The sequence below is a fragment of the Nocardioides ginsengisoli genome (assembly GCF_039537225.1).
GTDB lineage: Bacteria > Actinomycetota > Actinomycetes > Propionibacteriales > Nocardioidaceae > Nocardioides > Nocardioides ginsengisoli.
The window spans coordinates 306,977-330,763 of record NZ_BAABAC010000023.1; the positions used below are offsets into that span (position 1 = coordinate 306,977).

Consider the following 23,787-nt stretch of genomic DNA (forward strand, 5'->3'; position numbering starts at 1 on the left):
CCCCGCTGAAGAGGGGATTCCGACACCCTCAGAACGGCGACACGGGCTCCGGCGGCGGGAACAGCCCGTCCAGCTCGGCGAGGTCGTCGGGCGTGGGCGTCCAGCTCTCCGCGGCGGCGTTGGCGGCGACCTGCTCGGTCGAGGTGGCGCCGGCGATGACGGACGCGACCGGCTGCTGGGCGAGCAGCCAGCCGACGGCGACGGTGACCTCGGAGATGCCGCGGTCGCGGGCGAAGGCGGAGTAGGCCTGCAGGGTCGGGGAGACGGCGTCCTCGAGCAGGTGCTGGCGGGTGTGGCTCAGCCGGCTGCCAGCCGGCGCGTTGCCCGAGGCGTACTTGCCGGTGAGCAGGCCGTTGGCGAGCGGGAAGTAGGGCAGCACACCGAGGCCGAACTCGCGGGCCGCGGGCAGCACCTCCCACTCGGCCCGGCGGTCGGTGAGGTTGTAGTGGTTCTGCGCGGAGACGAAGCGCTCGACGCCGAGCTCGCGGGCGACGTACTCGGCCTGCGCGATCTGCCAGCCGGAGCGGTTGGAGTGGCCGAGATAGCGGACCTTGCCCTCGCGGACCAGGTCGTCGAGCGCCGAGAGCGTCTCGTCGATCGGGGTGCGGGGGTCGGGGGTGTGGAACTGGTAGAGGTCGATCCAGTCCGTGCCGAGCCGGCGCAGGGAGGCCTCGACCGCGTTGCGGATGTAGCGCCGCGAGCCGCGGGCGCCGAAGTCGGGGCCGTTGGCGCCGCGCATGTCCATGCCGAACTTGGTGGCGACCACCACATCGGCCCGTCGTACGCCGAGCGCCCTGCCGAGCCGCTCCTCGGCGAGCCCCGGCGTGGCGCCGTAGGTGTCGGCGACGTCGAAGAAGGTGATGCCCGCATCGAGCGCCGCGCCGATCACCCGGTCGGTGGCCTCCTGCGACTCGGTCGCGGCGCCGGGACGGCCGAGGTTGTTGCAGCCGAGACCGATCCGGGAGACGACGAGACCGGACCGACCGAGGGTCGTGGACGTGGGTGAGGCCATGCCCCGACGTTATCCTCCGGGGGTGCTCGACCGACCCCGCCGGACCCCACTGCTGGCCTCGTTGATCCTGCTCGTCCTGTTCGTGGGGGTCGCGCTGGCGGTCGCCGCCGACGTGTCGTGGCTGACGACGCTCGACGACAGCGGCCGCGCCGCCCGCGACTGGGCGGCCGACCAGGGCTGGCTGGCGCACCCGCTGCGGGCCATCGAGCTCGGCGCCGGTACGGCGGGCATGACGGCCACCGTCGTCGTCCTCGCCGTCGCCATGCTGATCAAGGGCCACCGCCGCGCCGCGGTGCTCGTCGTCGCCGTCATGTCGGCGACCGCGCTGCTCACCTACCTGAGCAAGGTGTTCGTCGGCCGCGGCCGACCGGTGTGGCAGGACCCGCAGTACTTCCTGCACTCCAACGCGTTCCCCTCCGGGCACACCTCGTCGGCGGCGGCGTTCAGCGGTCTCGTCATCCTGCTCGCGGTGATGCTCGTACGACGGCCGGCGATCCGCCGGCTGATCGGCGCGGTGGCCGTGCTGGCCTTCCTGCTCGTGGCCGCCGACCGCATCCTGCTCGGGCGCCACTACCCCAGCGACGTCGTCGGCGGCGCACTGCTCGGCGTGGGCGTGCTCATGCTCGGGCTGGCGCTCTACAACCCGCTCCCCCGCAGCCACGCGCTGAAGGCCGAGCCGCTGCCCGACCCGTTCCCGTCGGCGCGCAACCTGGCCGTCGTCCTCAACCCGATCAAGGTCGAGTCGGTCGAGCAGTTCCAGGCGATCGTGGGCCAGATGGCCGCAGACTCGGGCTGGAACCCGCCGAAGTGGTACCTCACGACCGTCGAGGACTCCGGCACCGGACAGGCCGAGCAGGCCGCCGTCGAGGGCGCCGACCTGGTCATCGTCTGCGGCGGCGACGGCACCGTCCGCGAGGTGTGCGCCGAGCTGGCGGGCACCGGCATCGCGGTGGGCGTCGTCCCGGCGGGCACGGGCAACCTGCTCGCCCGCAACCTCGAGATCCCGCTCTTCATCCGCGCTGCCATCGACATCGCGCTCACCGGCCAGGACCGTGCCATCGACATGGTCGAGGTCGACGGCGACGGGCTCGAGCCGACGCACTTCATGGTGATGGCCGGCATGGGCTTCGACGCCGCGATCATGGAGGGCGTCAACGAGGACCTCAAGAAGAAGGTCGGCTGGCTGGCCTACGTCCTCTCTGCGCTCAAGGGCCTGATGTTCCCGGCGATGCGGCTGGAGATCTCGGTCGACGACGGGCCGTTCACCAAGCACCGGGCCCGCACCTGCGTCATCGGCAACGTCGGCAGCCTGCAGGGCGGCATGGTGCTGCTGCCCGACGCGACCATCGACGACGGGCAGCTCGACGTGGTCCTGCTCTACCCCCGGCGGTTCCTGAGCTGGATCCCGCTGGTGCTGCGCGTGATGACCCGCCGCGAGCACAACGCGGGCGAGTCCGTGGCGCGGATGACCGGGCGCAAGGTCGTCGTCCGGGCGTCGACGGAGGTGCCGCGGCAGCTGGACGGCGACACGATCGGGCTGGGTGCGGAGCTGCGGATGGAGTGCGTGCACGGGCGGGTGCTGGTGCGCGTGCCGCGCTGAGCGCGCCGCTCACACCAGCCCGCCGCACGGTCCCGGTGCGGAGTCGTGTGCCTGAGAACCCGTCCACAGGGGTTCTCAGGCACACGACTCGACGCAAGCAGGGGGCGGCCCCGCGAACCGACCGAACCCGACCGAACCCCTACGACCGCGCCATCCGGGCGTGCCCGACGGCCTCGTTCTCCTCCGGCGAGAGCTCCTGGTCGCTGCTCCACCGCACGACCGACTTGGCGTAGGTCCGCGCCTCGTTGCGGCCCCGGATCGAGGTCAGCACGACGCCGTCGCCGGAGTCGTCGAGCAGCGCCAGCGACCACGACAACCGCCCGCCCATCTCCTCGAAGGCGTCGTAGCGGACGACGGCCAGGTGGCGCAGCGCCCCGACCGCCTCGGCCCGCAGTGCGGCGACCTCGCGGCGCAGGCCGGCGGCGTCGGCGGGCAGGCCCTCCTCGTCGGCCGCGGGACGACGTACGCCGTGGCGGAGGGCGACGACGAGTGCGGCGACGGCGACGACGAGGGCGAGCAGGGCGAGGACGACGGCCATGGGTCGACGGTAGTCGGCCGAGACGGCCGCGAGCGCACCCACGCGCCGCCACTACCCTGTGCGCATGGCCCGTATCGCGTACCAGGGGGAACCCGGCGCCAACTCGCACATCGTGTGCAAGCAGCACTACCCGGACGCCGAGGCGGTCGCCTGCGCGTCCTTCGAGGACGTCTTCGCGGCGGTCGCGAGCGGTGACTGCGACCTGGCGCTCATCCCGATCGACAACTCGATCGCCGGCCGGGTGGCCGACATCCACCACTTCCTGCCGGACTCGGGCCTGCACATCATCGCCGAGCACTTCCTGCGCATCCAGTTCCACCTGATGGCGATCCCGGACGCCGACGTCGACACCATCAAGACCGTGCACAGCCACGTCCACGCGCTCGGCCAGTGCCGCAAGGTGATCCGAGAGCTCGGCCTCAAGCCGATCATCTCCGGCGACACCGCCGGCGCCGCGCGCGAGGTCGCCGAGGCCGCCGACCCGACCCAGGCCGCGATCGCGCCGCCGCTGGCCGCGGAGATCTACGGCCTGCGGATCCTGCGCGAGGACATCGAGGACGAGGACCACAACACCACCCGCTTCGTGCTGCTCTCGCCGGACTACGTCCAGGCGCCGCAGGGCAATGGACCGGTCGTGACCAGCTTCGTGTTCAACGTCCGCAACCTGCCCTCGGCGCTCTACAAGGCGCTCGGCGGCTTCGCGACCAACGGCATCAACATGACCAAGCTCGAGAGCTACATGGTCGGCGGGGAGTTCGCGGCCACCCAGTTCCTCGCCGAGGTCGACGGGCACCCCGACGACCCGGGCCTCAAGCGGGCGCTGGAGGAGCTGACCTTCTTCACCACCGACATCAAGGTGCTCGGCGTCTACCCCGCCGACCCGTTCCGGGGTTGACCTCGGGCACCTAGGGTGGGGGGATGGCAGGCCATCCCAGCGCCGGCGCCGACAGCGAGGTCGGCCGGCTGCGCACGGTCCTGCTGCACCGGCCCGGCCCCGAGCTGGCGCGGCTGACCCCGCACAACCACGACCGGCTGCTCTTCGACGGCATCCCGTGGGTCGCGCAGGCACAGGACGAGCACGACGCCTTCGCCGCGACCCTGGGCTCGCGCGGGGTCGAGATCGTCTACCTGACCGACCTGCTCACCGAGACCCTCGCGGACGACGAGGCGCGCGCCGCCATCGCCCACACCACGCTCGACGGGTACGCCGGCCGGCGGCTCGGCGACGCGGTCCGCGCCCACCTGCACCGGCTGTTCGCCGACGCCGCGCCCGAGGAGCTGACCCGGCTGCTGACCGCCGGGGTCCGCAACGACGAGGTGCGCGCGGGGGTCGGTCCGTCGACGCTGGTGACCTCGCTGCTCGCCGACGACGAGTTCCTCCTCGACCCGCTGCCCAACCTGATCTTCACCCGCGACTCCTCGGTCTGGCTCAGCGACCGGGTCGCGATCACCTCCCCCGCGATGCGCGCACGGCACCGGGAGTCGCACCTGACCGACCTGATCTACCGCCACCACCCACGGTTCGCGGGCGCCGCGCTCCTGCACGGCCACGAGAGCGAGCCGCTCGAGGGAGGCGACGTGCTGCTCCTCTCGCCCGGGGTGGTCGCCGTCGGCGTGGGCGAGCGGACGACGCCGGCGGGAGCGGAGCGTCTGGCCCGCGAGCTCTTCGCGGCGGGGCTGGCGAGCACGCTGCTCGCCGTACCGCTGGCGATGGAGCGGGCCACCATGCACCTCGACACGGTCTGCACCATGGTCGACGTCGACCAGGTGGTGATGTACCCCAATGTCGCCGACACGCTCACGGCGTACGCGATCACCGCGCACGGCGACGAGGTCCGGGTCGCGCGGCCCGAGCCCTTCCTCGTCGCGGCGGCGAAGGCGATGCAGATCGACACGCTGCACCGCATCGACACCGGCCTCGACCGGGTGACCGCCGAGCGCGAGCAGTGGGACGACGGCAACAACACGCTCGCGCTGGCGCCGCGGGTGGCCGTGGCCTACGAGCGCAACGACCGCACCAACGCGCGGCTCGAGGAGGCCGGGATCGAGGTGGTCCGGATCGCGGGCTCGGAGCTGGGGTCGGGGCGCGGCGGACCGCGCTGCCTGAGCTGTCCGGTGGCGCGCGAGCCGCTCGCCGTACGGGATGCGGCAATGCTGGACGCTTAGCCTCCCGCGCCGCCGATCCGCCGACTAAGGTCAGCGGTGACGCCACATGGGGCGCCGGCCGCGACGCAACCACCGGCCGACACAGCGAAAGGGTCAGCATGGCAACGTTCTTCGAGCACTTCTCCCCGCAGGAGATCGCCCGGATCAGCGCGACCGGTCGGCGGGTGAAGCTCCCCGAGGGCTGGTCGCCGATCTGGGAGGACACCCCGGCCGACAAGGCCTACATCATCCTGTCCGGCTCCGTGTCCGTGCGCCGCGACGGCTCCGAGATCGCCCAGCTCGGCTCCGGCGACATCGTCGGCGAGGCCGCGATCGTGGGCCAGAAGCTGCGCAACGCCACCATCGTCGCGCTCACCCCGCTCGACACGATCCACCTCACCGACGAGACCCTGCGCGAGCTCGACGCCGAGTGGCCGGCGTTCCACGACGCGCTCGTCGAGGTCGCCCAGGCGCGCCTCGGCGCCGAGGGCTGACCTCACCGTGACCGCGTCCGAGGGCCCCGCCGAGGCCGGCGGGGTCGTCGACGCGCTCGAGGAGCACCTGCTCGGCGCGCGGCCCCAGCTGACCCAGCGCGAGGTCGCCGAGCAGGCCGGGGTGCCGCTCGAGACCGCCAACGAGCTGTGGCACCTGCTCGGCTTCGCGCACGTGCCCGACGACGCGGTCGCGTTCACCCCCGCCGACGTCCGCGCGCTGCAGCTGACCTCCGACCTGATCCGGCTCGGCGTGCTGAGCCAGGACCGGCAGGACGGCCTGGTCCGCACCTGGGGCCGCAGCTTCGCCCGGCTCGCCGACTGGCAGGTCGCGCTGCTCGCCTCGGTCGCCACCGAGATGGGCAGCGACGCGACCGAGGGACTGCTCGCCGTCTCCGACGAGGTGATGCCGCGGGTCGAGGAGCTGCAGAGCTATGTCTGGCGCCGCCACCTGCTGAGCGCGAGCGCCCGGCTGCTCGCCGAGCGCTCGTCCGGTACGGCGTCCATGCTCGCGGTCTGCTTCGTCGACATCGTCGGCTACACCTCCCGCTCGCGCACCCTCTCCGACCGCGAGCTGGTGACCTGGCTCGAGGAGTTCGAGTCGGCGGTGCTGAGCCTGACCGTCGACCGCGGCGGCCGGATCATCAAGAACATCGGCGACGAGCTCCTCATCGTCACCGACTCCCCCGAGGCGATGGCCGAGATCGCCCTCGAGCTCACCCGTCGCGGCGCCGACCCCGACGACCCGTTCCCCGCCGTCCGCGCGGGCGTCGCCTACGGCGAGGTGGTCACCCGCCTCGGCGACGTCTTCGGACCGGTCGTCAACATCGCCGCCCGGCTCACCTCGGTCGCCCGGCCCAACAGCGTCCTGGTCGACGTCGGCACCTACGAGGCCCTCACCGGCCACGAGGACGACGACGCCGACCACCACGCCTCCGACCACGCCTCCGACCACGCCGGCGGCTACCGCTTCCGGCGACTGCGCCGGGTGTCGGTGAAGGGCTACTCCCGGCTCAAGGTGTGGTCGCTGCTGCCCGTCGTACCGGACAAGTAGGTCGCGAGATCGTCCGATCCGCGACCCAATCGTCCGGTACGACGACTCAGCGGATCGTGACCTGACGGTTCGCGAGGCCGCTGCGGGCCGAGCGCTCCTCGGTGCTGAGGTCGGAGTCGTCGGCGAGGGCCGCGTCGAGCTTGGCCTTGAAGGCGGCGGCGGGCTCCTCGAGGGCCTCGGGGCCGGTGCCGACGGGGAGGTCCCAGACGGGGGCGAGCAGGCCGTGGGCGCGGAACATGCCGACCAGGCGGGCCTCGGGGACGATGACGTCGTCGCCGGCGACGTGCAGGCGGGCGAGCGCGGTGAGCAGGGCGTCCTCGGGCTCGGGCATCACCCAGCGCAGGTGCTCCTTGGCGCCCATCCGGGTCCAGTACGCCGCGGTGACCTCGGTGAGCCGGGCGGTCGGGGCGGCGGCGCCCTCAGCCTGCTCGAGCGCCTGGGCGAGCTCGGAGCTGGCGTCCATGTCGGAGACCCAGTAGTCGAAGCCCTCGTGGACCTCGACCGCGAGGTCGCCGTCCTCGACCAGGTCCTGCAGCCGCGGGCCGGGGCCGGGCTCGCTCGTCAGGCCGACCATGCCGGCGCCGGGCTCGGCGGCGAGCGCCTCGAGCAGGACGGCGCCGAGGTCGCGGGCCGGGTCGCCGAAGCCGTGCTGGACCTGCAGACCCAGCCAGATCTCGCCGCTGTCGCGGACCAACGCGGGGGCGGCCATCGGGAGCAGCGTGCAGAGCTTGACCACGCGGTCGGCGTGGTCGCCCTTGAGGTTCAGCGTCGCGGTGGCGGCGGGCACCAGCTCGCGCATCGCGACCAGGTCGGTCTCCGACGGCAGGCCCTCGAACGGGCGCTTGACGAAGACCTGGCCGCCGCCGGGGGCGCCGTGGCACGCCTTGTAGCGCTTGCCCGAGCCGCAGGGGCAGGGCTGGCGCGGACCGACCTCACCGGCCGGGGTCTCGGACGCGGACTTGGTGCGGTTCTTCTTCGCCATGCGGCAGAAACTACCGGCCCGACGGCTCCGGCCCGAACCGGGCGTCGAGCAGGTCGAGCATCAGCCGCGGCCGGTCGCTGATGACCGCCTTCACGCCGAGGTCGAGACAGCGCTGGAGACTCTTCTCCGAGTTGACGGTCCACACGTGGATGTCGCGCTCCGAGCGGGCGATCGACTCGGCGACGCGCGGGTGGTCGCGCAGCATCCGGATGCCGGGGCCGACGATCCAGTCCTTGCCGATGACGCGGCGCAGCATCGGCCAGTAGTTCGGCTTGTCGAGCAGCTGCACGAGCTGGATCTCCGGCGCCAGCCGCTCGACGCGCTGCAACGCGGTGAACGAGAAGCTCATCACCCGCACCGGGGCGCCCGCCTGGTCCCAGCCGAAGTCGCGCAGCATCTCGACCAGGCGCTTCTCGACCAGGCCGCCGTAGCGGGTGGGGTGCTTGGTCTCGATCGCCACCTCGACCCGCCGGTCGTAGTCGGCGACCGTCTCGAGCAGCTTGCGGAGGGTGAGGACGCCGCGCAGGCCCTCGTCCTCGTCGGGCGCCTCGTCGTCGAGGTCGGCCCACGGGTTCTTCCACGCGGCGAAGTCGAGCTCGGACAGCTCGGCCAGGTCCATCGTCGAGACCAGCCCCTTGTTGGACGCCGTACGACGCAGGTCGCGGTCGTGGACGCACACCAGGTGCCCGTCGGCCGTGAGCCGGACGTCGCACTCGAGGCCGCCCGCACCCGTGTCGAGCGCCTCCAGGTAGGCGCCGAGCGTGTGCTCGGCGAGCTCGAAGCTGGCGCCGCGGTGGGCGACCACCTGCGGTCGTCGGGCGGGGAGGTCCGGCACGCGTCCATTTTGTCAGCACGCTCCTCAGGGCCGACGGCGCCACTCCCTCAGGGGCGGCTCCGGGTACGGCCGGGGTCGTTCCCCGATGTCCGCGAGCGCCGCCCCGGGCAGGGTGGAGGCATGAGCAACTACGACAGCTACCCCCACCCGAACAACCCGTCCGCGCCCCGCCGGCTGACCCGCACCGAGGGCGACAAGATGGTCGCCGGCGTCTGCTCCGGCGTCGCCCACCACCTCGGCATGGACCCGACGATCGTCCGCCTGCTGATGGTCGCCGCGACCGTCTTCACCGGCGGCTGCGCCGCGCTGGTCTACCTCGCCGGCTGGTGGCTGATGCCACGCGGCTGACGCGCTCGCCCACCCCTAGGCTGGGCGGGTGCCCGACCTCGTCACCCGGCTGCGCGCCGCCGGCTGCGTCTTCGCCGAGGAGGAGGCCGCGCTGCTGACCGAGGCGGCCGGCAGCCCCGACGAGCTCGAGACGCTGGTCCGGCGCCGGGTCGCCGGCGAGCCCCTCGAGTACGTCGTGGGGTGGGTCGCCTTCGACGGCGGCCGGGTCGTCCTCGACCCCGGCGTGTTCGTGCCGCGGCAGCGGACGGCGTACCTGGTCGAGGTGGCTGCGCCCACCCTCACCGCCCACAGCGTCGTCGTCGACCTGTGCTGCGGGAGCGGCGCGATCGGCCTCGCCCTCGCCCGACGCCACCCCGGCCTCCGCGTGCACGCCGCCGACGTCGACCCGATCGCGGTCGCGTGCGCGGCCCGCAACCTCGCCCCCGTCGGGGGCACCGCCGTGGCCGGCGACCTCGACGCGCCCCTGCCCGCCGCCTTGCGCGGGCAGGTCGACGCGATCGTCGCCAACGTCCCCTACGTCCCCACCGACGCGGTCGCGCTGATGCCGCCGGAGTCGCGCGAGCACGAGCCGCGCGGCACCGTCGACGGCGGCAGCGACGGCCTCGACGTCTTCCGCCGGGTCGCGGCGCTCGCGCCCCGGTGGCTGCGCCCGGGCGGGATGGTCTACTCGGAGGTGTCCGAGGCGCAGGCGCCGCTCGCCGCCGCCGTGCTCGGGGCCGCGGGGCTGACGCCGCGCGTCCACCACGACGACGAGCGCGAGACCACGGTGATCACTGGAGCAGCGTCGTGAGGCCGTAGGCCGCGCCGAAGCAGACCACCAGCACCAGCAGCGACCACAGCAGCACCGGCCCGATGCCGGGGCGCTCCACCCCTGCGGGCTCCGGCGCCTCACCTGCGGCCGCCGCCCGCAGCGCGGCCGTGAACGACGGCGCGTCCGGCCACCGGTCGGCCGGATCGGGCGCGAGCGCGCGCAGCAGCACCGCGTCGTACGACGCCGGCACGGGGGCGACCCGCGACGGCGCGGGCGGCAGCACCGGCGTCGCGAGCGCGCCGATGCCACCATCGCGGACCAGCCGGCCGGTGAGCAGGTGATAGCCGACCGCGCCGAGCGCGTGGACGTCGGCGCGCAGGTCGAGGCCGATCCCGGTCGCCTGCTCCGGCGCCATATAGCTCGGCGTGCCGACGACCTGGGTCAGCCCGCTCGCGTGCAGCATCGCCTTGGCGACGCCGAGGTCGGCGACCAGGACGCGCACGCCGCCGTCGGGCGTCGAGCGGAGCAGCAGGTTCTGCGGCTTGATGTCGCGGTGGATGATCCCGTGCCGGTGCAGCACCGCCACGCCCTCGCCCGCCTGGGTGAGCAGGTCGACGACCTGCTCCGGCGGCACCGGGCCGTCGGCGAGGAGGTCGGCGACCGAGCCGCGGTCGGCGTACGACATCACGAAGTACGGCGTCCCGTCGGCCTCGCCGATGTCGTAGACCCGCACCACGTGGTCGCTGTCGGCGCGGCGCAGGATCCGCGCCTCCTCGAGGAAGCGGTCGCAGACGTCGGTGCGCTGCGCCCAGTTGTCGGCGAGCGCCTTCACGGCGACCGGCGAGTCCAGCTCGTCGTCGTGATAGAGCCAGACGGTCGCGAAGCCGCCGGCTCCGATCCGGTCGATGCGGCGGAGCCTCCCGAGTCGTTCCGGCAGGGACACGGTGCGTATTGTGCCCGAGACGTCAGGAGTCACTCGGGGAGGCAGGCCATGGACGAGGCGATCGATCTCGACGGCCTCGCGCTGCGCGCCGCCGCCGGCGACCGTGACGCCCTCGAGGACCTGCTCGCCGCGATCCAGCCGCGGGTACGACGCATCTGCGGGCGGATGCTGCTCCACCCCCAGGACGCCGAGGAGGCGACGCAGGACGCCCTGCTCCTGGTCGCGACCAAGATTCACACGTTCGCGGGGCGCAGCCGGTTCACCACCTGGCTGCACGCGGTCGCGTCCAACAGCGCGCGGTCGACGTACCGCTCGCTGAAGCGCCGCGCCGCCGAGCACCCCGTCGACGAGCTGCCCGTCCACGCCGACCCGCGCACCACCAGCGTCATCGCCGGCAGCCGGCTCGACCTGCTCGAGGCGCTCGAGGTCCTCACCGCGACCAGCCCCGAGCTGGTCGAGCCGCTCGTGCTGCGCGACATCCAGGAGCTCGACTACAACGAGATCGCGCGGCTGCTCGACGCACCGCTGGGCACGATCAAGTCGCGGATCCACCACGCCCGCCAGGCCGTCCGGCCGCTGCTGCGGGTCCACGACGCCTGAGCTCCGCGCTCAGCGGCCGCCGCCGAGGATCCCGACGCCCGCGGCCCTGCCGACCACGACGCACCCGCCCGACACCGTGCAGGTGCGGACCGTCGTCGTCTGCTTCCCGTCCGGGCCGGTGACGCTGAGCGCGACGATCTCGTCGTCGGCGAGCATCGCGACGTCGAAGACCTCCTTCGGCAGCGGGATCTGAGCCTTCTCCTGGCCGGTCGCCGCGTCGAGGATCGTCGCCTTCGTCGGCCAGCCCTCCTTGAGGCCGGTGTCGGTGGTGACCAGCCGCCTGCCGTCGGGTGCGTACGGCGACGCGGTGGCCAGCCCCGCCGGGCAGTCCTTCCACAGCGTGGCGTCCTCGGTGGCCGCGCCGCCCCGCACACAGGTGCGGCCGAGTCCGACCTGCAGTCCGACGTACGCGGTGCGGTCGGGTGAAAAGCGGCCGTCGACGACGTCGCGGCCGACGATGGCGAGGTCCTCACCGCTGCGGGTGGAGCGGTAGTAGGTCGTGCCCGTGGGCGACCAGCCGGTGATCACGTCCTCCCCGTCGAAGAGCGCGGTGCCCTCGGCGTCGCCGGGGTCGGGCGCGGGCGGCACGCGCGTGGCGCGGCCGGTCGTGAGGTCGGTGACCTGATAGCCCTTGCCAGTCTTGTCGAGGCCGATGTGCTGCGTGCCGTCGGCGCTGATGTCGCCGCGCCCCTCGACCTCCGCCAGGACGACGACCCGCCCGTCGCGGTCGACGCGCAGCACCCGTGGTGACGCCTGCGGGTCGTCCGGCACGTCCTGCACGATCCAGTGGTCGCCGTCGCGCACCACGCTGGTCACGAAGGCGACGCCCTCGAGCCGGACGACGGTGGCGCCGTCGTGCAGCTCGTGGGAGGTCAGCCAGAGCGCCCGCGGCCTCGGCTTCGCAGGCGCGTGGTGGCCGGCCGACGGCTGGTCGGAGTGGCCGGCACCGAGCGCCGTACCGGCTCCGGCGACGATGCCGACGACCCCCGCGACCGACAGCGCGGCGAGCGTGCGGCGGTCCATCACCGGCTCCCGAGCACGAGCGTGCCCTCGACGCGCAGCTGCGCAGTGCAGTGGCCGGTGGCGACGACGCAGCGGCTGAGCGTCACCTTGCTCGACGCGTCGTCGCCGGTGACCGTGGAGACGATGCCGGGGTCGGGGCCCCAGGCGGCGCTGATCCGGTAGCCGCCGGGGTCGATCCGCCGCTCCACGACACCCGTGTCGGCATTGCGGACCTGCAGCTCCGAGGGCCCCGGACCGTCGCCGACCGTGGTCGCGGTGAGCAGCTTGCGCCCGTCGACCGAGAACGGCGCGACCGACGCCGGCCCGGTCTCGCACACGCTCCACCAGCCGGCCGGATCGGCTGCCGCCCCGCCGCTGAGGCAGCTGCCGACCGGGTGGGTCGGCGAGTAGTCGGGGTTGTCGTAGGTCGCCGCGGCGTGGCTGCCGTCCTCGGAGGTGACCGGGTCGACCAGGTGGCGCCGCGCGAGCGCCGGGTCGTCGGCGGTCGGGAAGTCGACGGTGTCGACCGCGTGCGTCCGGCGGGCGGCGAGGTCGGCGACCTCCCACCCGTCGTCGCCGCGGAAGTAGACCCGGTCGCGCTGCTCGGTGACATTCCAGCCACCGCGGAAGACGCCGATCGCCCACTGCTTGCCGGCGCCGTCGACGTAGACGCCGGTCTGCTGGTCCTCGTGGGGGCCGTAGTAGACGATCAGGTAGCCGTCGCCCGCGCGCTGCAGCGCGACCACCTGGTCGGGGTCGATGCCGGGCACCCGGGTCTCGCCGTCGCCGTCGTGGATGGTGCCGTGCAGGTAGTAGAAGAGGCCGGACGACGCGTCCGCGCTGGGGGCCGGCGTGGTCGGCGTGGTCGGCGTGGTCGGCGTGGTCGGCGTGGGGGTCGGCGTGGGGGTCGGCGTGGGGGTCGGCGTGCGCGGCGGGGCGCTGTCGGTGCCGCGGCTGGTCGGCTCCGCGGCGGTGCCGGCGGAGCCGACGGCGTACGCGACACCACCCGCGGACCCGAGGGCGGCGGCGGTGGCGAGGGAGACGATGGTCATGCGGTTCATGGTGGGCACCTACTCGATCGACGATCTTGCCCCATGTGATGCACCGGGCTCCGGTTCGGTTCGCCGAATGTCGCCGCCGCGTCATTCGTTCGGTGGGCTCTCACCCGCGGAACGAATGACGTCAGCTCCCCAGCGCGAGCGTCGAGCCCTCCCAGCGCCGCCGCAGCCACCGGTCGTGCGACGCGACGACCACCGTGCCGGGGCTGACGCCGATCGCCTCCTCCAGCTCGCCGACCAGGCTGAGCGAGAGATGGTTGGTCGGCTCGTCGAGCAGCAGCAGGTCGGGGCCGGTCACCACCGCGACGGCGAGCGCGAGCCGGCGCCGCTGGCCCACCGAGAGCAGGACGACGGGCTTGGGGTGCTCGCGGGCGGGCAGCAGGCCGAGGCTGCGCAGCGGACGGCGCGCGGCGAGCTCGGGACCGACCGCCGCGACGTAGGTGTCGTGGGCAGTGGCGGTGAGGTCGGGGAAGACCGGGTCCTGGGTGAGCTCGGCGACCCGCTGGGCGCCGACCTGGACGACGCCCGCGGTCGGCGCGATCCGCCCCGACAGGACGCCGAGCAGCGTGGACTTCCCGGTGCCGTTGCCGCCGGTGACGAGGAGGTGCTCGCCACTGCCGACGTCGAGGGTGTCGAGCCGGAGCCGGCCGTCGACCCTGAGGTCGCGGACGGTGACCATCCGGCCGCCCGCCGTACCGGCGTCGGTGAGAGCGGTCGCGAGCCGCAGCGGCGTCGGGGGCTTGCGGACCTGGGTCCGCTCGGCCTCCTCGAGCCGACGCTCGGCGTCCCGCTTGCGGCGGGCGAGCGCGCGGTCGACGTTCTGGCCCTTGAAGGCGTGGATGAACTTGTCGTTGTCGCGCGGCCCGCGGCCGGGCGCGACGTTGCTCTTGTCGATCCGGGTCGCCTCGCGCAGCCGGTCCAGCTCGTCCTGCTGCGCGGCCCAGGTCTCCTCCCAGCGGCGCCGAGCCGCGGCGCGCGCCTCGGCGTACGCCGTCCAGCCGCCGCCGTAGCGACGTCCGCCCCGGCCGTCGGTGCCCATCCCGACCGGGTCGAGGTCGACCAGGTCGGTGCAGACCTCGTCGAGCAGGACGCGGTCGTGGCTGGTGAGCACCACGACGCCCGGAAGGTCGCGCAGGAAGGCGACGAGCAGCGCCACCGCGTCGTCGTCGAGGTGGTTGGTCGGCTCGTCGAGCAGCAGGCACTGCGGGCGCCGGGTCATCAAGGTGGCGAGGGCGAGCCGGGTGCGCTGGCCGCCGGAGAGCGAACCGACCCGCCGCTGCTGGTCGAGGTGGTCGAGGCCGAGCTGCTCGGCGGCGAGCAGCGCCCGGCGGTCGGCGTCCCAGGCGTCGTGGGCGAGCGCGAGGTCGAGCGCGGCGGCGTACTCCTCCGCGATCGCGGGTTCGTCGAGCCGGTCGGCCAGTCGCTCGACCGCGGCGACCGCCTCGCGCAGCGGCCGCAGCGCCGTCGCGAGGACGTCGGCGATGGTGTCGTCGTCGCCGAAGGGCGGCTCCTGCGTGAGGAACGCCAGATCGTCGGGACGCTCGATGGTCCCGCTGACCTGCGCGGTGGCCGGCAGGGCGCCGGTCACCGCGCGCAGCAGCGTCGACTTGCCGGCGCCGTTCTCACCGATCAGGCCGATCCGGCGACCGGGCTGGGCGAGGAGGTCGATGCCGTCGAGGACGGTACGGCGACCGAAGGTCACCGTGAGGTCGCGGACGACGAGCGGAGCGAGGGTGGGTGTGGTGGGGGTGGACATGCCGGTGGCCTTCGAGCGAGAGGTGGACTCGCCGGGCATCGGGTCGCAGAGCGACCGCCGCGGGCGCGAGTCGGATCAGGCGTGGATGAGCATGATGTGAGCAGGCTACGCGGGCGGTCGCCGATGGCGCCAGCGAATTAATGGGCGGCGATGCGGCATGTAACTCGGTGTTCGGGGATCTACCGGAGGGTCGTGACCCGTCACAGCGCCGTGGTGGATGCACGGACACCGAGTTACAAGCGTGGGGCCTGGCGCCCCGCTGCTCAGATCTCGTCGAGGATGCGGCGGCGGGTGGCGTCGTACTCGTCGCGGCTGATCAGGTCCTTGGCGAGCAGCCCGTCGAGCTCGGCGAGTCGATCGGCGGGGCTCTCCGCTGGGACGGCGGCGGGTGGAGCGACGGGGCGTACCTCGCCCCACTGGATCTCCCACTCCCGCGACTCCGGGTCGACCAGCACCGGCAGGTCGCCGGCGTAGAGCAGCGGCAGCCGGAACGAGGGGATGACCTTCTTCGCGCTCACCTCGAAGGGCGTGATGTCGGCGCCGTGGATCCGCAGTCGCAGCGCCATCAACGGCTGGTTGTTGATCTGCACGTTCGTCGAGTCGGCCGCGAGCACGGTCGCCAGCGCCGACCGTCCCCGGCGGTGCAGCCGGTAGCTGCGCTGCGCGGAGCGGTAGCGGCCGCGGCCGAGAAGCCCGCCGATCACCAGGTCGAGGACCGTCACCCCGATGCCGGTCGGCAGCAGCCAGCCGGACCCGGGCTCGTCGCCGACGTTGAGGCCGATGATCAGGAAGACCGGACCGACGACGCCGCAGAGCAGCATGAACAGGACCGGCGGCAGCACGCTGCGCAGCAGGGACGGCGGCCGCGGCTGGTCCTTCCCGCTCGCGGCGATGCTCATGCCGGGGCTCCGACGTCGCGGGCCGCCTCGTCGTAGCCGGACAGCAGGTGCTCGGCGGTGAGGGCGACCAGGCGCTCCTCGTCGGCGGCGGCCGCGGCGGCCACCAGCTCGCGGTGCTCGTCGACCATCGCCTGCGCCGAGCCGGCGGTGTGCAGGTAGGAGCGGGTGATCCGGCGGTTGACGGGGTGGTCCCACAGCGTGTCGAGCATCTTCAGCAGCAGCTCGTTGTCGCACGGCTGCACCAGCGCGCGATGGAACTGGTGGTTGAGGTCGAACATCGCCGCGGTGTCGTCGGCGTCACGGGCCGTCATCTGGTCGATCAGGTTGTCGAGCCGGGCCAGCGAGACGGCGTCGTGGCGGCCGCAGGCGAGTCGTGCGGCCTCGGTCTCGAGGATGCGGCGCACCTGGTAGACCTCGGTGACGTCCTTGGGCGTCAGCGGGTTGACCAGGTAGCCGCGCCCCGGCAGCCAGGTGACCAGCCCCTCGTGGGCCAGCCGGTTCAAGGCGTCGCGCACCGGCGTGCGTGAGACCCCCAGCGACTCGGCGACCTGCTCCTGGATCAGCTGGGCGTCCGCCGCGAGCTCGCCGCTCACGATCAGGTCGCGCAACTCCTCGTACACCCGCACGGGCAGCGGTCGCGTGTCGCGGGGTGACTTCCCCAATTCGCGCATCGGTCCTCCTCGCGACCTCAACCTACCGGCGATCGCCCTGAACGCCGGCACTTTCGACGCACCTCTCGACAGGTGCTGAATCCAGTGTATACAGTGAATCCACACCGTGAGAGGAGTCACATCCGATGTACGTCCTGAACACCTGGTACGTCGCCGCGTGGTCGACCGAGGTCACCCGTGAGCCCACCCGCCGGGTCATCTGCGAAGTCCCCGTCGTCCTGTTCCGCACCCGCGCCGGCAAGCCGGTCGCCCTCGCCGACCGCTGTGCCCACCGCGCTTTCCCGCTCTCGGCCGGCCGCCTGGTCTACGACAGCATCGAGTGCGGCTACCACGGCTTCGCCTATGGCCCCGACGGCGCCTGCACCCGCGTCCCGGCGCAGCCCTCGATCCCCACCCGCGCGCGGGTGAGCAGCTACGCGCTGCACGAGAAGGACGGCTGGCTCTGGATCTGGGTCGGCGACCAGGACCAGGCCGACGTCAGCCTGATCCCCGACACGCACTGGATGGCCGATCCGGCTTGGGCGACGGTCACGCACACCGTGCTCTTCGAGTGCCGCCACGACCTGATCCACGACAACCTGCTCGACCTGACCCACGAGTCGTTCCTGCACCAGACGACCGTCGGCGACGACTACATCTACGAGCACGGCATCACCGTCGAGGTCGACGGCGACGTGGTCACCGTCGACCGGCTGATGCCGGGCGTCGAGGCGCCGCCGCTCTACGCGCGGACGATGGGCACCGAGGGCCGCTACGACCGCTTCCACGCGACCGAGTTCCACGTGCCGAGCTATCACGTGCTGCACTCCGGCATCACCGGCGAGGGGCGCCCGCGCGAGGAGGGCTACCTGATCAAGGTCCTCAACGGGATCACGCCCGTCGACGCCGACCACACCTGGTACTTCTACGCGTTCTCCCGCAACTTCGCGATCGAGGCCGACTGGGCCACCAAGGAGCTCGAGGTCGGTCTGGCGACCGTGCTCGAGGAGGACGCCGAGGCCCTGCGGCTGCAGGAGATCGGCATGAAGGAGCGGCCCGCCGGCGAGCACGACGTCCTGATCGGGCAGGACGCGGGCGTCGCCAAGGCCCGCCGCATCCTGAGCCAGAGGCTCGCCCGCGAGAACGCCGGCAGCCCCGGCAGCCCCGGCAGCCCCGGCAGCCCCGACAGCACCGCCGCCGAGCGCCGTCCCGTCACCGTCGCCTGACCCCTCCCGAAAGGTCCTGACATGCTGCGCAACCGCACTGCCGGCGCCCTGTGCGCCGTGGCCATCACCGTCCTGGCCGCCGCCTGCACCAACGCCTCCGGCGAGACCGCGAACGACGCGCCGACAAGCAAGCCCAGCGTCGACGTCAACATGGCGGCGGCCGACCTGCTGCCCGCGTCGGTGAAGTCGGCCGGGAAGCTGGTGTTCGCCAGCGACGCGTCGTACGCGCCGTTCGAGTACTTCGGCAACGACAACACCACGATGATCGGCTTCGACATCCAGCTGACCGACGCGCTCGCCGAGGTCCTCGGGGTGAAGGCGGAGCACGTCAATGCGGGCTTCGACACGATCCTGCCCGGCCTCCAGGCCAAGAAGTACGACGCCGGGGTCTCGGCGTTCGGCGTCACCGACGAGCGCCGCGGCGTCGTCGACTTCGTGCCCTACCTGTCGATGGGCACCGGCCTCGCGGTCAAGAAGGGCAACCCGGACGGGCTCACCCTCGACGACACCACCACGCTGTGCGGCCGCCGGGTGAGCGCGCAGAAGGGCTCGATCCAGGGCATCGAGGTGCTGCCGAAGCTGTCGGCCGCGTGCACCAAGGCGGGCAAGGCCCCGATCGCGATCCACATGTTCCCGTCGCAGAACGAGGCCAACCTGGCGCTGTCGAGCGGCCGGGTCGACGCGATCATGGCCGACAGTGTGCCGATGGCCTATCAGGGCAAGGAGGCCGGCGGCAGCTTCGAGCTGGCGCCCGGCAAGGACTACGAGCCGGCGACGATTGCGATCGCGCTGCCCAACGACTCCGCCCTCGCGCCGGCGCTCTCGGCGGCGATGAAGGTGCTGCTCGACAACGGCACGCTGGCCACGCTGCTCGAGCAGTGGGACGTCCCGCCGAGCGGCATCGTCTCCTCGACGGACCTGATCCGATGAGTGCGCCGACCCTGCTCCCCACCGAGTCGGAGGAGGAGGTGAGCGACGGGCTGACCGTCGTACCGCAACGGCACTGGGGGCGACTGGTCTCCGCGCTCGTCATCCTCGCGGTCGGCGTGGTGTTCGCGCGGTCGGTCGTCACCAACGAGCGGTTCGGCTGGGACGTCGTCGGCACCTACCTGCGCGACGTCTCGATCGCGCACGGCCTGGTCATCACGCTCGAGCTGACCCTGGCCTGCATGGCGATCGGCGTCGCCCTCGGCGCACTGCTGGCGATCATGCGGCTCTCGGTCAACCCGGTCGTGCGCTCCGCGGCGTACCTCTACGTCAGCTTCTTCCGGGGCACGCCGGTGCTGGTGCAGCTGCTGTTCTGGTTCAACCTCGCGGCGCTCTACCCGGTGATCAGCTTCGGGCTGCCCGGCGTCGAGCTCGACGCCAACCGGCTGATCACCCCCATGACGGCGGCGATCCTCGGGCTCGGGCTCAACCAGGCGGCCTACCAGTCCGAGATCGTGCGCGCCGGCATCCTCGCCGTCGACCCCGGTCAGCAGGAGGCCTCCGACGCCCTCGGCCTGACCCGGCTGCAGACGATGCGCCGCATCGTGCTGCCCCAGGCGATGCGGGTGATCATCCCGCCGACCGGCAACGAGACCATCGGCATGCTCAAGTCGACCGCGCTGGTCAGCGTGCTCGCGGTACCGGACCTGCTCTACTCGGCGCAGGTCATCTACGCGCGCAACTTCCAGACCATCCCGCTGCTCATCGTGGCCAGCGTCTGGTACCTCGTCGTCACCTCGGTGCTGACCGTCGGCCAGTTCTACCTCGAGCGCCACTACGCCCGCGGCAACCGCAACCTGCCGCCCACGCCGCTGCAGCAGGTGCGGCGCATCTTCTCGACCCACTCCCGCCTCTCCGTCGGAGGACAGCGATGAGCACCGTGACCATGACCGAGCAGGAGCCGTCGACGACCGGCACGCCGATGGTGCGCGCGGACCGGGTGCGCAAGTCGTTCGGTCGGCTGGAGGTGCTCAAGTCCGTCGACCTGAGCGTCGAGGCCGGCGAGGTGGTCTGCATGATCGGCCGCTCCGGCTCGGGAAAGAGCACCTTCCTGCGCTGCATCAACCACCTGGAGCGGATCGACGGCGGCCGGCTGTGGGTCGACGGCGAGGTCGTCGGCTACCGGCAGCGCGGCAACCGGCTGCACGAGCTGCGCGCCAAGGAGATCGCGCGTCGTCGTACCGAGATCGGGATGGTGTTCCAGCACTTCAACCTGTTCCCGCACAAGACCGTGCTGGAGAACCTGATCGAGGCTCCGCGCCTGGTGCTCAAGGAGCCGCGCGACGTCGCGACCGACCGGGCGATCGACCTGCTCGGCAAGGTGGGTCTCGCGAGCAAGGCGAAGGCCTATCCGCGGCAGCTCTCCGGCGGCCAGCAGCAGCGGGTCGCGATCGCGCGGGCACTGTGCATGCGGCCCAAGCTGATGCTCTTCGACGAGCCCACCTCGGCGCTCGACCCCGAGCTGATCGGCGAGGTGCTCGACGTGATGCGCGACCTCGCCGACACCGGCATGACGATGGTGGTGGTGACCCACGAGATGGGGTTCGCCCGCGATGTCGCCGACCGCGTGGTCTTCTTCGACGAAGGCCGGATCATCGAGGACGGTCCCGCCGCGCAGGTCATCAACGACCCGGTCCACGAGCGCACCCGCGCCTTCGTGAAGGCGGTCCGATGAGACTCCTGCTCCGCGCCAACGCCCATCGCGCCGTCGACGGCGGCGTCGAGGTGGCGGCGTCGCCCGACACGCCGACCCGTCCGGACCCGTGGGCCTGGCAGATCCGGCTCCACCACACCTCGCCCGCCTCGCCCGCCTCGGACGGCGGCGCCTCGGTCGCGCTGGGCGCCGGCGGCCGCTGGCACTCGCTCCGGGTCGACACCGACCCGGCCCTCGTCCGGCCCGAGCTCCAGGTGCTGCGCCTCGAGGGCACGACCGAGGTGCGCCGCGACGAGGCCGACCTGGTCGCCCTCGTCGTCACCGACGGCTCCGCGCTGGTCGAGGACCGGCACGCGCTCGCGACCGGCGACGCGATGGTCTTCACCGGCGACGACCCGCTGGCCGTGCGCACCACCGCGCCCGGGGGCGAGGTCGTGCTGGTCCGGCTGCGGCCGGTCTCCGACGTCGAGGTCGGGTGGGTGCCATGAGGACGACGCACGACGAGCAGGAGCTGCGGATGCGGGTCCGGCAGATGCGCTGGGAGGCCGACCGCGTCGTCTCGCTCGACCTGGAGCGGATCGATGGCGGCGACCTGCCGGCGTGGACGCCGGGTGCCCACGTCGACCTGCACCTGCCGGGCGTGATCACGCGGCAGTATTCGCTCACCGGGGCGCCCGCCGACCGCCGTACCTGGCGGATCGCGGTGCTGCACGAGGAATCCGGCCGCGGCGGCTCGCGCGCCGTCCACACGCAGGTGCGGGCCGGCGACGAGCTGACCGTGGTCGGTCCGCGCAACAACTTCCCGCTGGATCCGGCGAGTGACTACCTGTTCGTCGCGGGCGGCATCGGGATCACGCCGCTGGTGCCGATGCTAGCCGCCGCCGAGGCCGCGGGCGCGTCCTGGCGCCTGGTCTACGGCGGTCGCACCCGCTCCGCGATGGCCTTCGCATCCGCGCTCGCGGCGGCACATCCGAAGCGGGTCGACGTCGTTCCCCAAGACGAGCGGGGCCTGCTCGATCTCCCTTCCCTGCTGGGGAATCTCGCACCCGAGACCCAGGTCTACTGCTGCGGACCCGAACCGCTGCTGGCCGCGGTCGAGGCGCTGTGCCTGGCCGACCGGCTGCACGTCGAACGGTTCGCGGCCCGGCCGCGGTCCGAGACGGAGCCGGGTGCCGAGCGCGCCTTCGAGGTCGTCCTCCAGCAGTCGGGCGACGTCGTACCGGTCGCGCCGGGGCAGTCGGTCCTCGAAGCGCTCGAGGCGCGCGGGCTCGACGTACCGAACTCGTGTCGCGAGGGCATCTGCGGCACCTGCGAGACCAAGGTGATCGACGGCATCCCCGACCACCGCGACAGCCTGCTCTCCGACGAGGAGCGCGCCGCCAACGACACGATGATGGTCTGCGTGGGCCGGGCCCTGAGCGACCGACTCGTCCTCGACCTCTGACCACCCACTCCCCCGCCCGATGGGCGGACGAAAGGTTCCCATGAGCGACTACGACGTCATCGTGCTCGGCCTGGGCGCGATGGGCAGCGCTGCCTCCTACCAGCTCGCGCGCCGCGGACACCGCGTCCTCGGTTTCGACGCGCACCCCGAGCGGCACCAGCTCGGCTCGTCCCACGGCGACCACCGGATGATCCGGCGCTCGCACAACGACCCCGACTTCCGGCCGTACGTCGACCGGGCGTTCGAGCTGTGGTGCGAGCTCGAGGCCGACAGCGGCGAGGACCTGCTCTCGCTGTATGGCGAGATCGCGATCCAGCCCGCGTCGGTGCTGGACGAGTGGCCGGAGTCGGAGCGGGACCGGATGCCACGGGTCCTCTCCGCCGCCGACCTGGCCGCGGAGTTCCCGGGCTTCCGGGTGCCGGAGCCGCTGGTCGCGACCTACGAGGCGGAGTCGGGGATGCTCCGCCCCGAGGCGGCGGTCAGCGCCCAGCTGCGGCTGGCACGGGCGCACGGCGCCGAGCTCCGGCGACCGGAGCGCGTGCTCGACTGGACCGCGGACGGCTCGGGCGTCAAGGTGACGACCGACCGGGGCGTCGTCCGCGCGGAGCGGCTGGTGGTCACCGCTGGCCCGTGGGCGCCGATGCTGCTGGGCGAGCTGGGCCTGCCGATCGAGGCGGTGCGGATCGTCAACATGTACGTCGCGCCGGGCGATCCGGTGCTGTGGGCCCGCGAGAACGGCGCGCCGAACTTCATGCTCGACGTCCCCGAGGGGACCTTCTACGGCCTGCCCGCCATGGACGGCCTCGGGCTCAAGATCGGCATGGACGACACCACCCGGCCGACCACCCCGGACACCATCGACCGCGAGGTCACGGACGCCGACCTGGCGCCGCTGCTGGGCGCGCTGTCGTCGTACCTGCCCGGCGCGGTGGGGCCGGTCACCCAGACGGTGACATGCATGTACACCATGACGCCGGACTGGAGCTTCATCATCGAGCGGCACCGCGAGCACCCGCAGATCGCCTATGCGACGGGGTTCTCGGGGATGGGCTTCAAGTTCTCGCCCGTCGTCGGCGAGGTGCTCGCCGACCTGGCGGTGGCCGAGGCGCCCGCGCTCGACCTGTCGTGCTTCTCGTCCGCGCGGTTCGCGGGCGAGTGACCCCTGAGTGTCCGAAGTTCTGAGTAGGCGGAGAAGGAAGTAGCTGGATGAGTCAGCAGGTGAAGGCGGTCATCGCGCGTGCGAAGGGTGCGCCGGTGGAGGTCGTGACGATCAACGTGCCGGACCCGGGGCCGGGCGAGGCGGTGGTGAAGGTGTTGTCGTGCGGGGTATGCCACACCGACCTGCACTACCGCGAGGGTGGGATCAACGACGAGTTCCCGTTCCTGCTGGGACACGAGGCCTCCGGCGTGGTGGAGGCCGTCGGCCCCGACGTCACCGGTGTGGCGCCGGGTGACTTCGTGGTGCTGAACTGGCGGGCCGTGTGTGGGGAGTGCCGGGCCTGCAAGCGGGGTGAGGCGCAGTACTGCTTCAACACCCACAACGCCAAGCAGCGTATGACGTTGGAGGATGGCACGGAGCTGTCTCCGGCGCTCGGTATCGGGGCGTTCGCGGAGAAGACGCTGGTCGCGGCCGGGCAGTGCACCAAGGTCGACCCGAAGGCCCGTCCCGCCGCGGTGGGGCTGCTGGGGTGTGGGGTGATGGCGGGTATCGGTGCGGCGATCAACACCGGCGCGATCACCCGCGGCAAGTCGATCGCGGTCATCGGCTGCGGTGGTGTCGGGGTTGCTGCGATCGCGGGCGCCGCACTGGCG

The 23,787-nt window shown here is 72.7% G+C and carries 26 protein-coding genes; 16 read left to right on the forward strand and 10 right to left on the reverse strand.

Features of this window, described 5'->3' with window-relative positions:
• Positions 1–28: 28 nt before the first annotated feature.
• Positions 29–1,012: an aldo/keto reductase gene (locus tag AB4880_RS13075; protein ID WP_367919644.1), complete on the reverse strand. Its 984-nt coding sequence runs from the start codon at positions 1,010–1,012 to the stop codon at positions 29–31.
• A gap of 22 nt (positions 1,013–1,034) precedes the next feature.
• Between AB4880_RS13075 and AB4880_RS13080 the strand changes: the two genes are divergently transcribed.
• Complete coding sequence (locus tag AB4880_RS13080) at positions 1,035–2,612, forward strand: bifunctional phosphatase PAP2/diacylglycerol kinase family protein (RefSeq protein WP_367919645.1); 1,578 nt, start codon at positions 1,035–1,037, stop codon at positions 2,610–2,612.
• Between the two features lie 139 nt (positions 2,613–2,751).
• Here the strand turns inward: AB4880_RS13080 and AB4880_RS13085 are convergent, their stop codons facing one another.
• Positions 2,752–3,150, reverse strand: a complete 399-nt coding sequence (locus AB4880_RS13085) for a DUF4446 family protein (RefSeq protein ID WP_367919646.1) — start codon at positions 3,148–3,150, stop codon at positions 2,752–2,754.
• 64 nt (positions 3,151–3,214) lie between these two features.
• Here AB4880_RS13085 and AB4880_RS13090 point away from each other — a divergent pair, with 64 nt between their 5' ends.
• The 4 genes from AB4880_RS13090 to AB4880_RS13105 all read left to right on the forward strand — a co-directional run bounded on the left by AB4880_RS13090 (position 3,215) and on the right by AB4880_RS13105 (position 6,840).
• Positions 3,215–4,045 carry a prephenate dehydratase gene (locus AB4880_RS13090; RefSeq protein WP_367919647.1) on the forward strand — a complete coding sequence of 277 codons (831 nt, stop codon included), beginning with the start codon at positions 3,215–3,217 and terminating at the stop codon, positions 4,043–4,045.
• Between the two features lie 23 nt (positions 4,046–4,068).
• Positions 4,069–5,316, forward strand: coding sequence for an arginine deiminase (locus AB4880_RS13095; protein ID WP_367919648.1), 1,248 nt, complete (start codon positions 4,069–4,071; stop codon positions 5,314–5,316).
• 98 nt (positions 5,317–5,414) lie between these two features.
• Entirely contained in the window at positions 5,415–5,789 is a 375-nt protein-coding gene (locus AB4880_RS13100; RefSeq protein ID WP_367919649.1) for a Crp/Fnr family transcriptional regulator, read from the forward strand.
• Between the two features lie 7 nt (positions 5,790–5,796).
• Positions 5,797–6,840: an adenylate/guanylate cyclase domain-containing protein gene (locus AB4880_RS13105; protein ID WP_367919650.1), complete on the forward strand. Its 1,044-nt coding sequence runs from the start codon at positions 5,797–5,799 to the stop codon at positions 6,838–6,840.
• Between the two features lie 46 nt (positions 6,841–6,886).
• Here the strand turns inward: AB4880_RS13105 and AB4880_RS13110 are convergent, their stop codons facing one another.
• Positions 6,887–7,822 (reverse strand): DUF5926 family protein, encoded by a 936-nt coding sequence (locus AB4880_RS13110; RefSeq protein WP_367919651.1) that lies wholly within the window; start codon positions 7,820–7,822, stop codon positions 6,887–6,889.
• A 10-nt stretch (positions 7,823–7,832) separates the two neighbouring features.
• Positions 7,833–8,657, reverse strand: a complete 825-nt coding sequence (locus AB4880_RS13115) for a glycerophosphodiester phosphodiesterase (protein ID WP_367919652.1) — start codon at positions 8,655–8,657, stop codon at positions 7,833–7,835.
• Between the two features lie 120 nt (positions 8,658–8,777).
• Between AB4880_RS13115 and AB4880_RS13120 the strand changes: the two genes are divergently transcribed.
• The gene (locus AB4880_RS13120; protein ID WP_367919653.1) at positions 8,778–9,005 is read left to right on the forward strand and encodes a PspC domain-containing protein; all 228 of its coding nucleotides are present in this window, start codon (positions 8,778–8,780) and stop codon (positions 9,003–9,005) included.
• 28 nt (positions 9,006–9,033) lie between these two features.
• A complete protein-coding gene (locus tag AB4880_RS13125; protein ID WP_367919654.1) occupies positions 9,034–9,795 on the forward strand; it encodes a putative protein N(5)-glutamine methyltransferase in 762 nt (253 codons plus the stop codon).
• Here the strand turns inward: AB4880_RS13125 and AB4880_RS13130 are convergent.
• A complete protein-coding gene (locus tag AB4880_RS13130; RefSeq protein ID WP_367919655.1) occupies positions 9,776–10,699 on the reverse strand; it encodes a serine/threonine-protein kinase in 924 nt (307 codons plus the stop codon). The two genes, AB4880_RS13125 and AB4880_RS13130, sit on opposite strands and share 20 nt — an antisense overlap.
• Before the next feature lie 48 nt (positions 10,700–10,747).
• Between AB4880_RS13130 and AB4880_RS13135 the strand changes: the two genes are divergently transcribed.
• On the forward strand, positions 10,748–11,299 hold the full coding sequence (locus tag AB4880_RS13135) for an RNA polymerase sigma factor (protein ID WP_367919656.1): 552 nt from the start codon (positions 10,748–10,750) through the stop codon (positions 11,297–11,299).
• 9 nt (positions 11,300–11,308) lie between these two features.
• On the opposite strand, the gene AB4880_RS13140 is transcribed toward AB4880_RS13135, so the two are convergent.
• The 5 genes from AB4880_RS13140 to AB4880_RS13160 all read right to left on the reverse strand — a co-directional run bounded on the left by AB4880_RS13140 (position 11,309) and on the right by AB4880_RS13160 (position 16,685).
• Complete coding sequence (locus AB4880_RS13140) at positions 11,309–12,322, reverse strand: hypothetical protein (RefSeq protein WP_367919657.1); 1,014 nt, start codon at positions 12,320–12,322, stop codon at positions 11,309–11,311.
• Entirely contained in the window at positions 12,322–13,362 is a 1,041-nt protein-coding gene (locus AB4880_RS13145; RefSeq protein WP_367919658.1) for a hypothetical protein, read from the reverse strand. The genes AB4880_RS13140 and AB4880_RS13145 overlap by 1 nt, the downstream gene beginning before the upstream one ends.
• Positions 13,363–13,483: 121 nt before the next feature.
• Positions 13,484–15,115 (reverse strand): ABC-F family ATP-binding cassette domain-containing protein, encoded by a 1,632-nt coding sequence (locus AB4880_RS13150; protein ID WP_367919659.1) that lies wholly within the window; start codon positions 15,113–15,115, stop codon positions 13,484–13,486.
• Between the two features lie 263 nt (positions 15,116–15,378).
• Positions 15,379–16,014, reverse strand: coding sequence for an SHOCT domain-containing protein (locus AB4880_RS13155; RefSeq protein WP_367919660.1), 636 nt, complete (start codon positions 16,012–16,014; stop codon positions 15,379–15,381).
• Entirely contained in the window at positions 16,011–16,685 is a 675-nt protein-coding gene (locus AB4880_RS13160; protein WP_367919661.1) for a GntR family transcriptional regulator, read from the reverse strand. Before AB4880_RS13160 ends, AB4880_RS13155 begins: the two co-directional genes overlap by 4 nt.
• Positions 16,686–16,810: 125 nt before the next feature.
• Here AB4880_RS13160 and AB4880_RS13165 point away from each other — a divergent pair, with 125 nt between their 5' ends.
• The 8 genes from AB4880_RS13165 to AB4880_RS13200 all read left to right on the forward strand — a co-directional run.
• Complete coding sequence (locus AB4880_RS13165) at positions 16,811–17,890, forward strand: Rieske 2Fe-2S domain-containing protein (RefSeq protein ID WP_367919662.1); 1,080 nt, start codon at positions 16,811–16,813, stop codon at positions 17,888–17,890.
• A gap of 21 nt (positions 17,891–17,911) precedes the next feature.
• Complete coding sequence (locus tag AB4880_RS13170) at positions 17,912–18,820, forward strand: ABC transporter substrate-binding protein (RefSeq protein WP_367919663.1); 909 nt, start codon at positions 17,912–17,914, stop codon at positions 18,818–18,820.
• Positions 18,817–19,752 (forward strand): amino acid ABC transporter permease, encoded by a 936-nt coding sequence (locus tag AB4880_RS13175; protein WP_367919664.1) that lies wholly within the window; start codon positions 18,817–18,819, stop codon positions 19,750–19,752. The genes AB4880_RS13170 and AB4880_RS13175 overlap by 4 nt, the downstream gene beginning before the upstream one ends.
• A complete protein-coding gene (locus tag AB4880_RS13180; RefSeq protein WP_379229194.1) occupies positions 19,749–20,552 on the forward strand; it encodes an amino acid ABC transporter ATP-binding protein in 804 nt (267 codons plus the stop codon). The genes AB4880_RS13175 and AB4880_RS13180 overlap by 4 nt, the downstream gene beginning before the upstream one ends.
• A complete protein-coding gene (locus AB4880_RS13185) occupies positions 20,549–21,019 on the forward strand; it encodes a hypothetical protein (protein WP_367919665.1) in 471 nt (156 codons plus the stop codon). The genes AB4880_RS13180 and AB4880_RS13185 overlap by 4 nt, the downstream gene beginning before the upstream one ends.
• Complete coding sequence (locus AB4880_RS13190; protein ID WP_367919666.1) at positions 21,016–21,975, forward strand: PDR/VanB family oxidoreductase; 960 nt, start codon at positions 21,016–21,018, stop codon at positions 21,973–21,975. The genes AB4880_RS13185 and AB4880_RS13190 overlap by 4 nt, the downstream gene beginning before the upstream one ends.
• 40 nt (positions 21,976–22,015) lie before the next feature.
• Positions 22,016–23,134 carry an N-methyl-L-tryptophan oxidase gene (gene solA / locus AB4880_RS13195; protein ID WP_367919667.1) on the forward strand — a complete coding sequence of 373 codons (1,119 nt, stop codon included), beginning with the start codon at positions 22,016–22,018 and terminating at the stop codon, positions 23,132–23,134.
• Positions 23,135–23,181: 47 nt separating this feature from the next.
• The coding region (locus AB4880_RS13200) for an alcohol dehydrogenase catalytic domain-containing protein (RefSeq protein WP_367919668.1) at positions 23,182–23,787 on the forward strand (606 nt) is incomplete at its 3' end.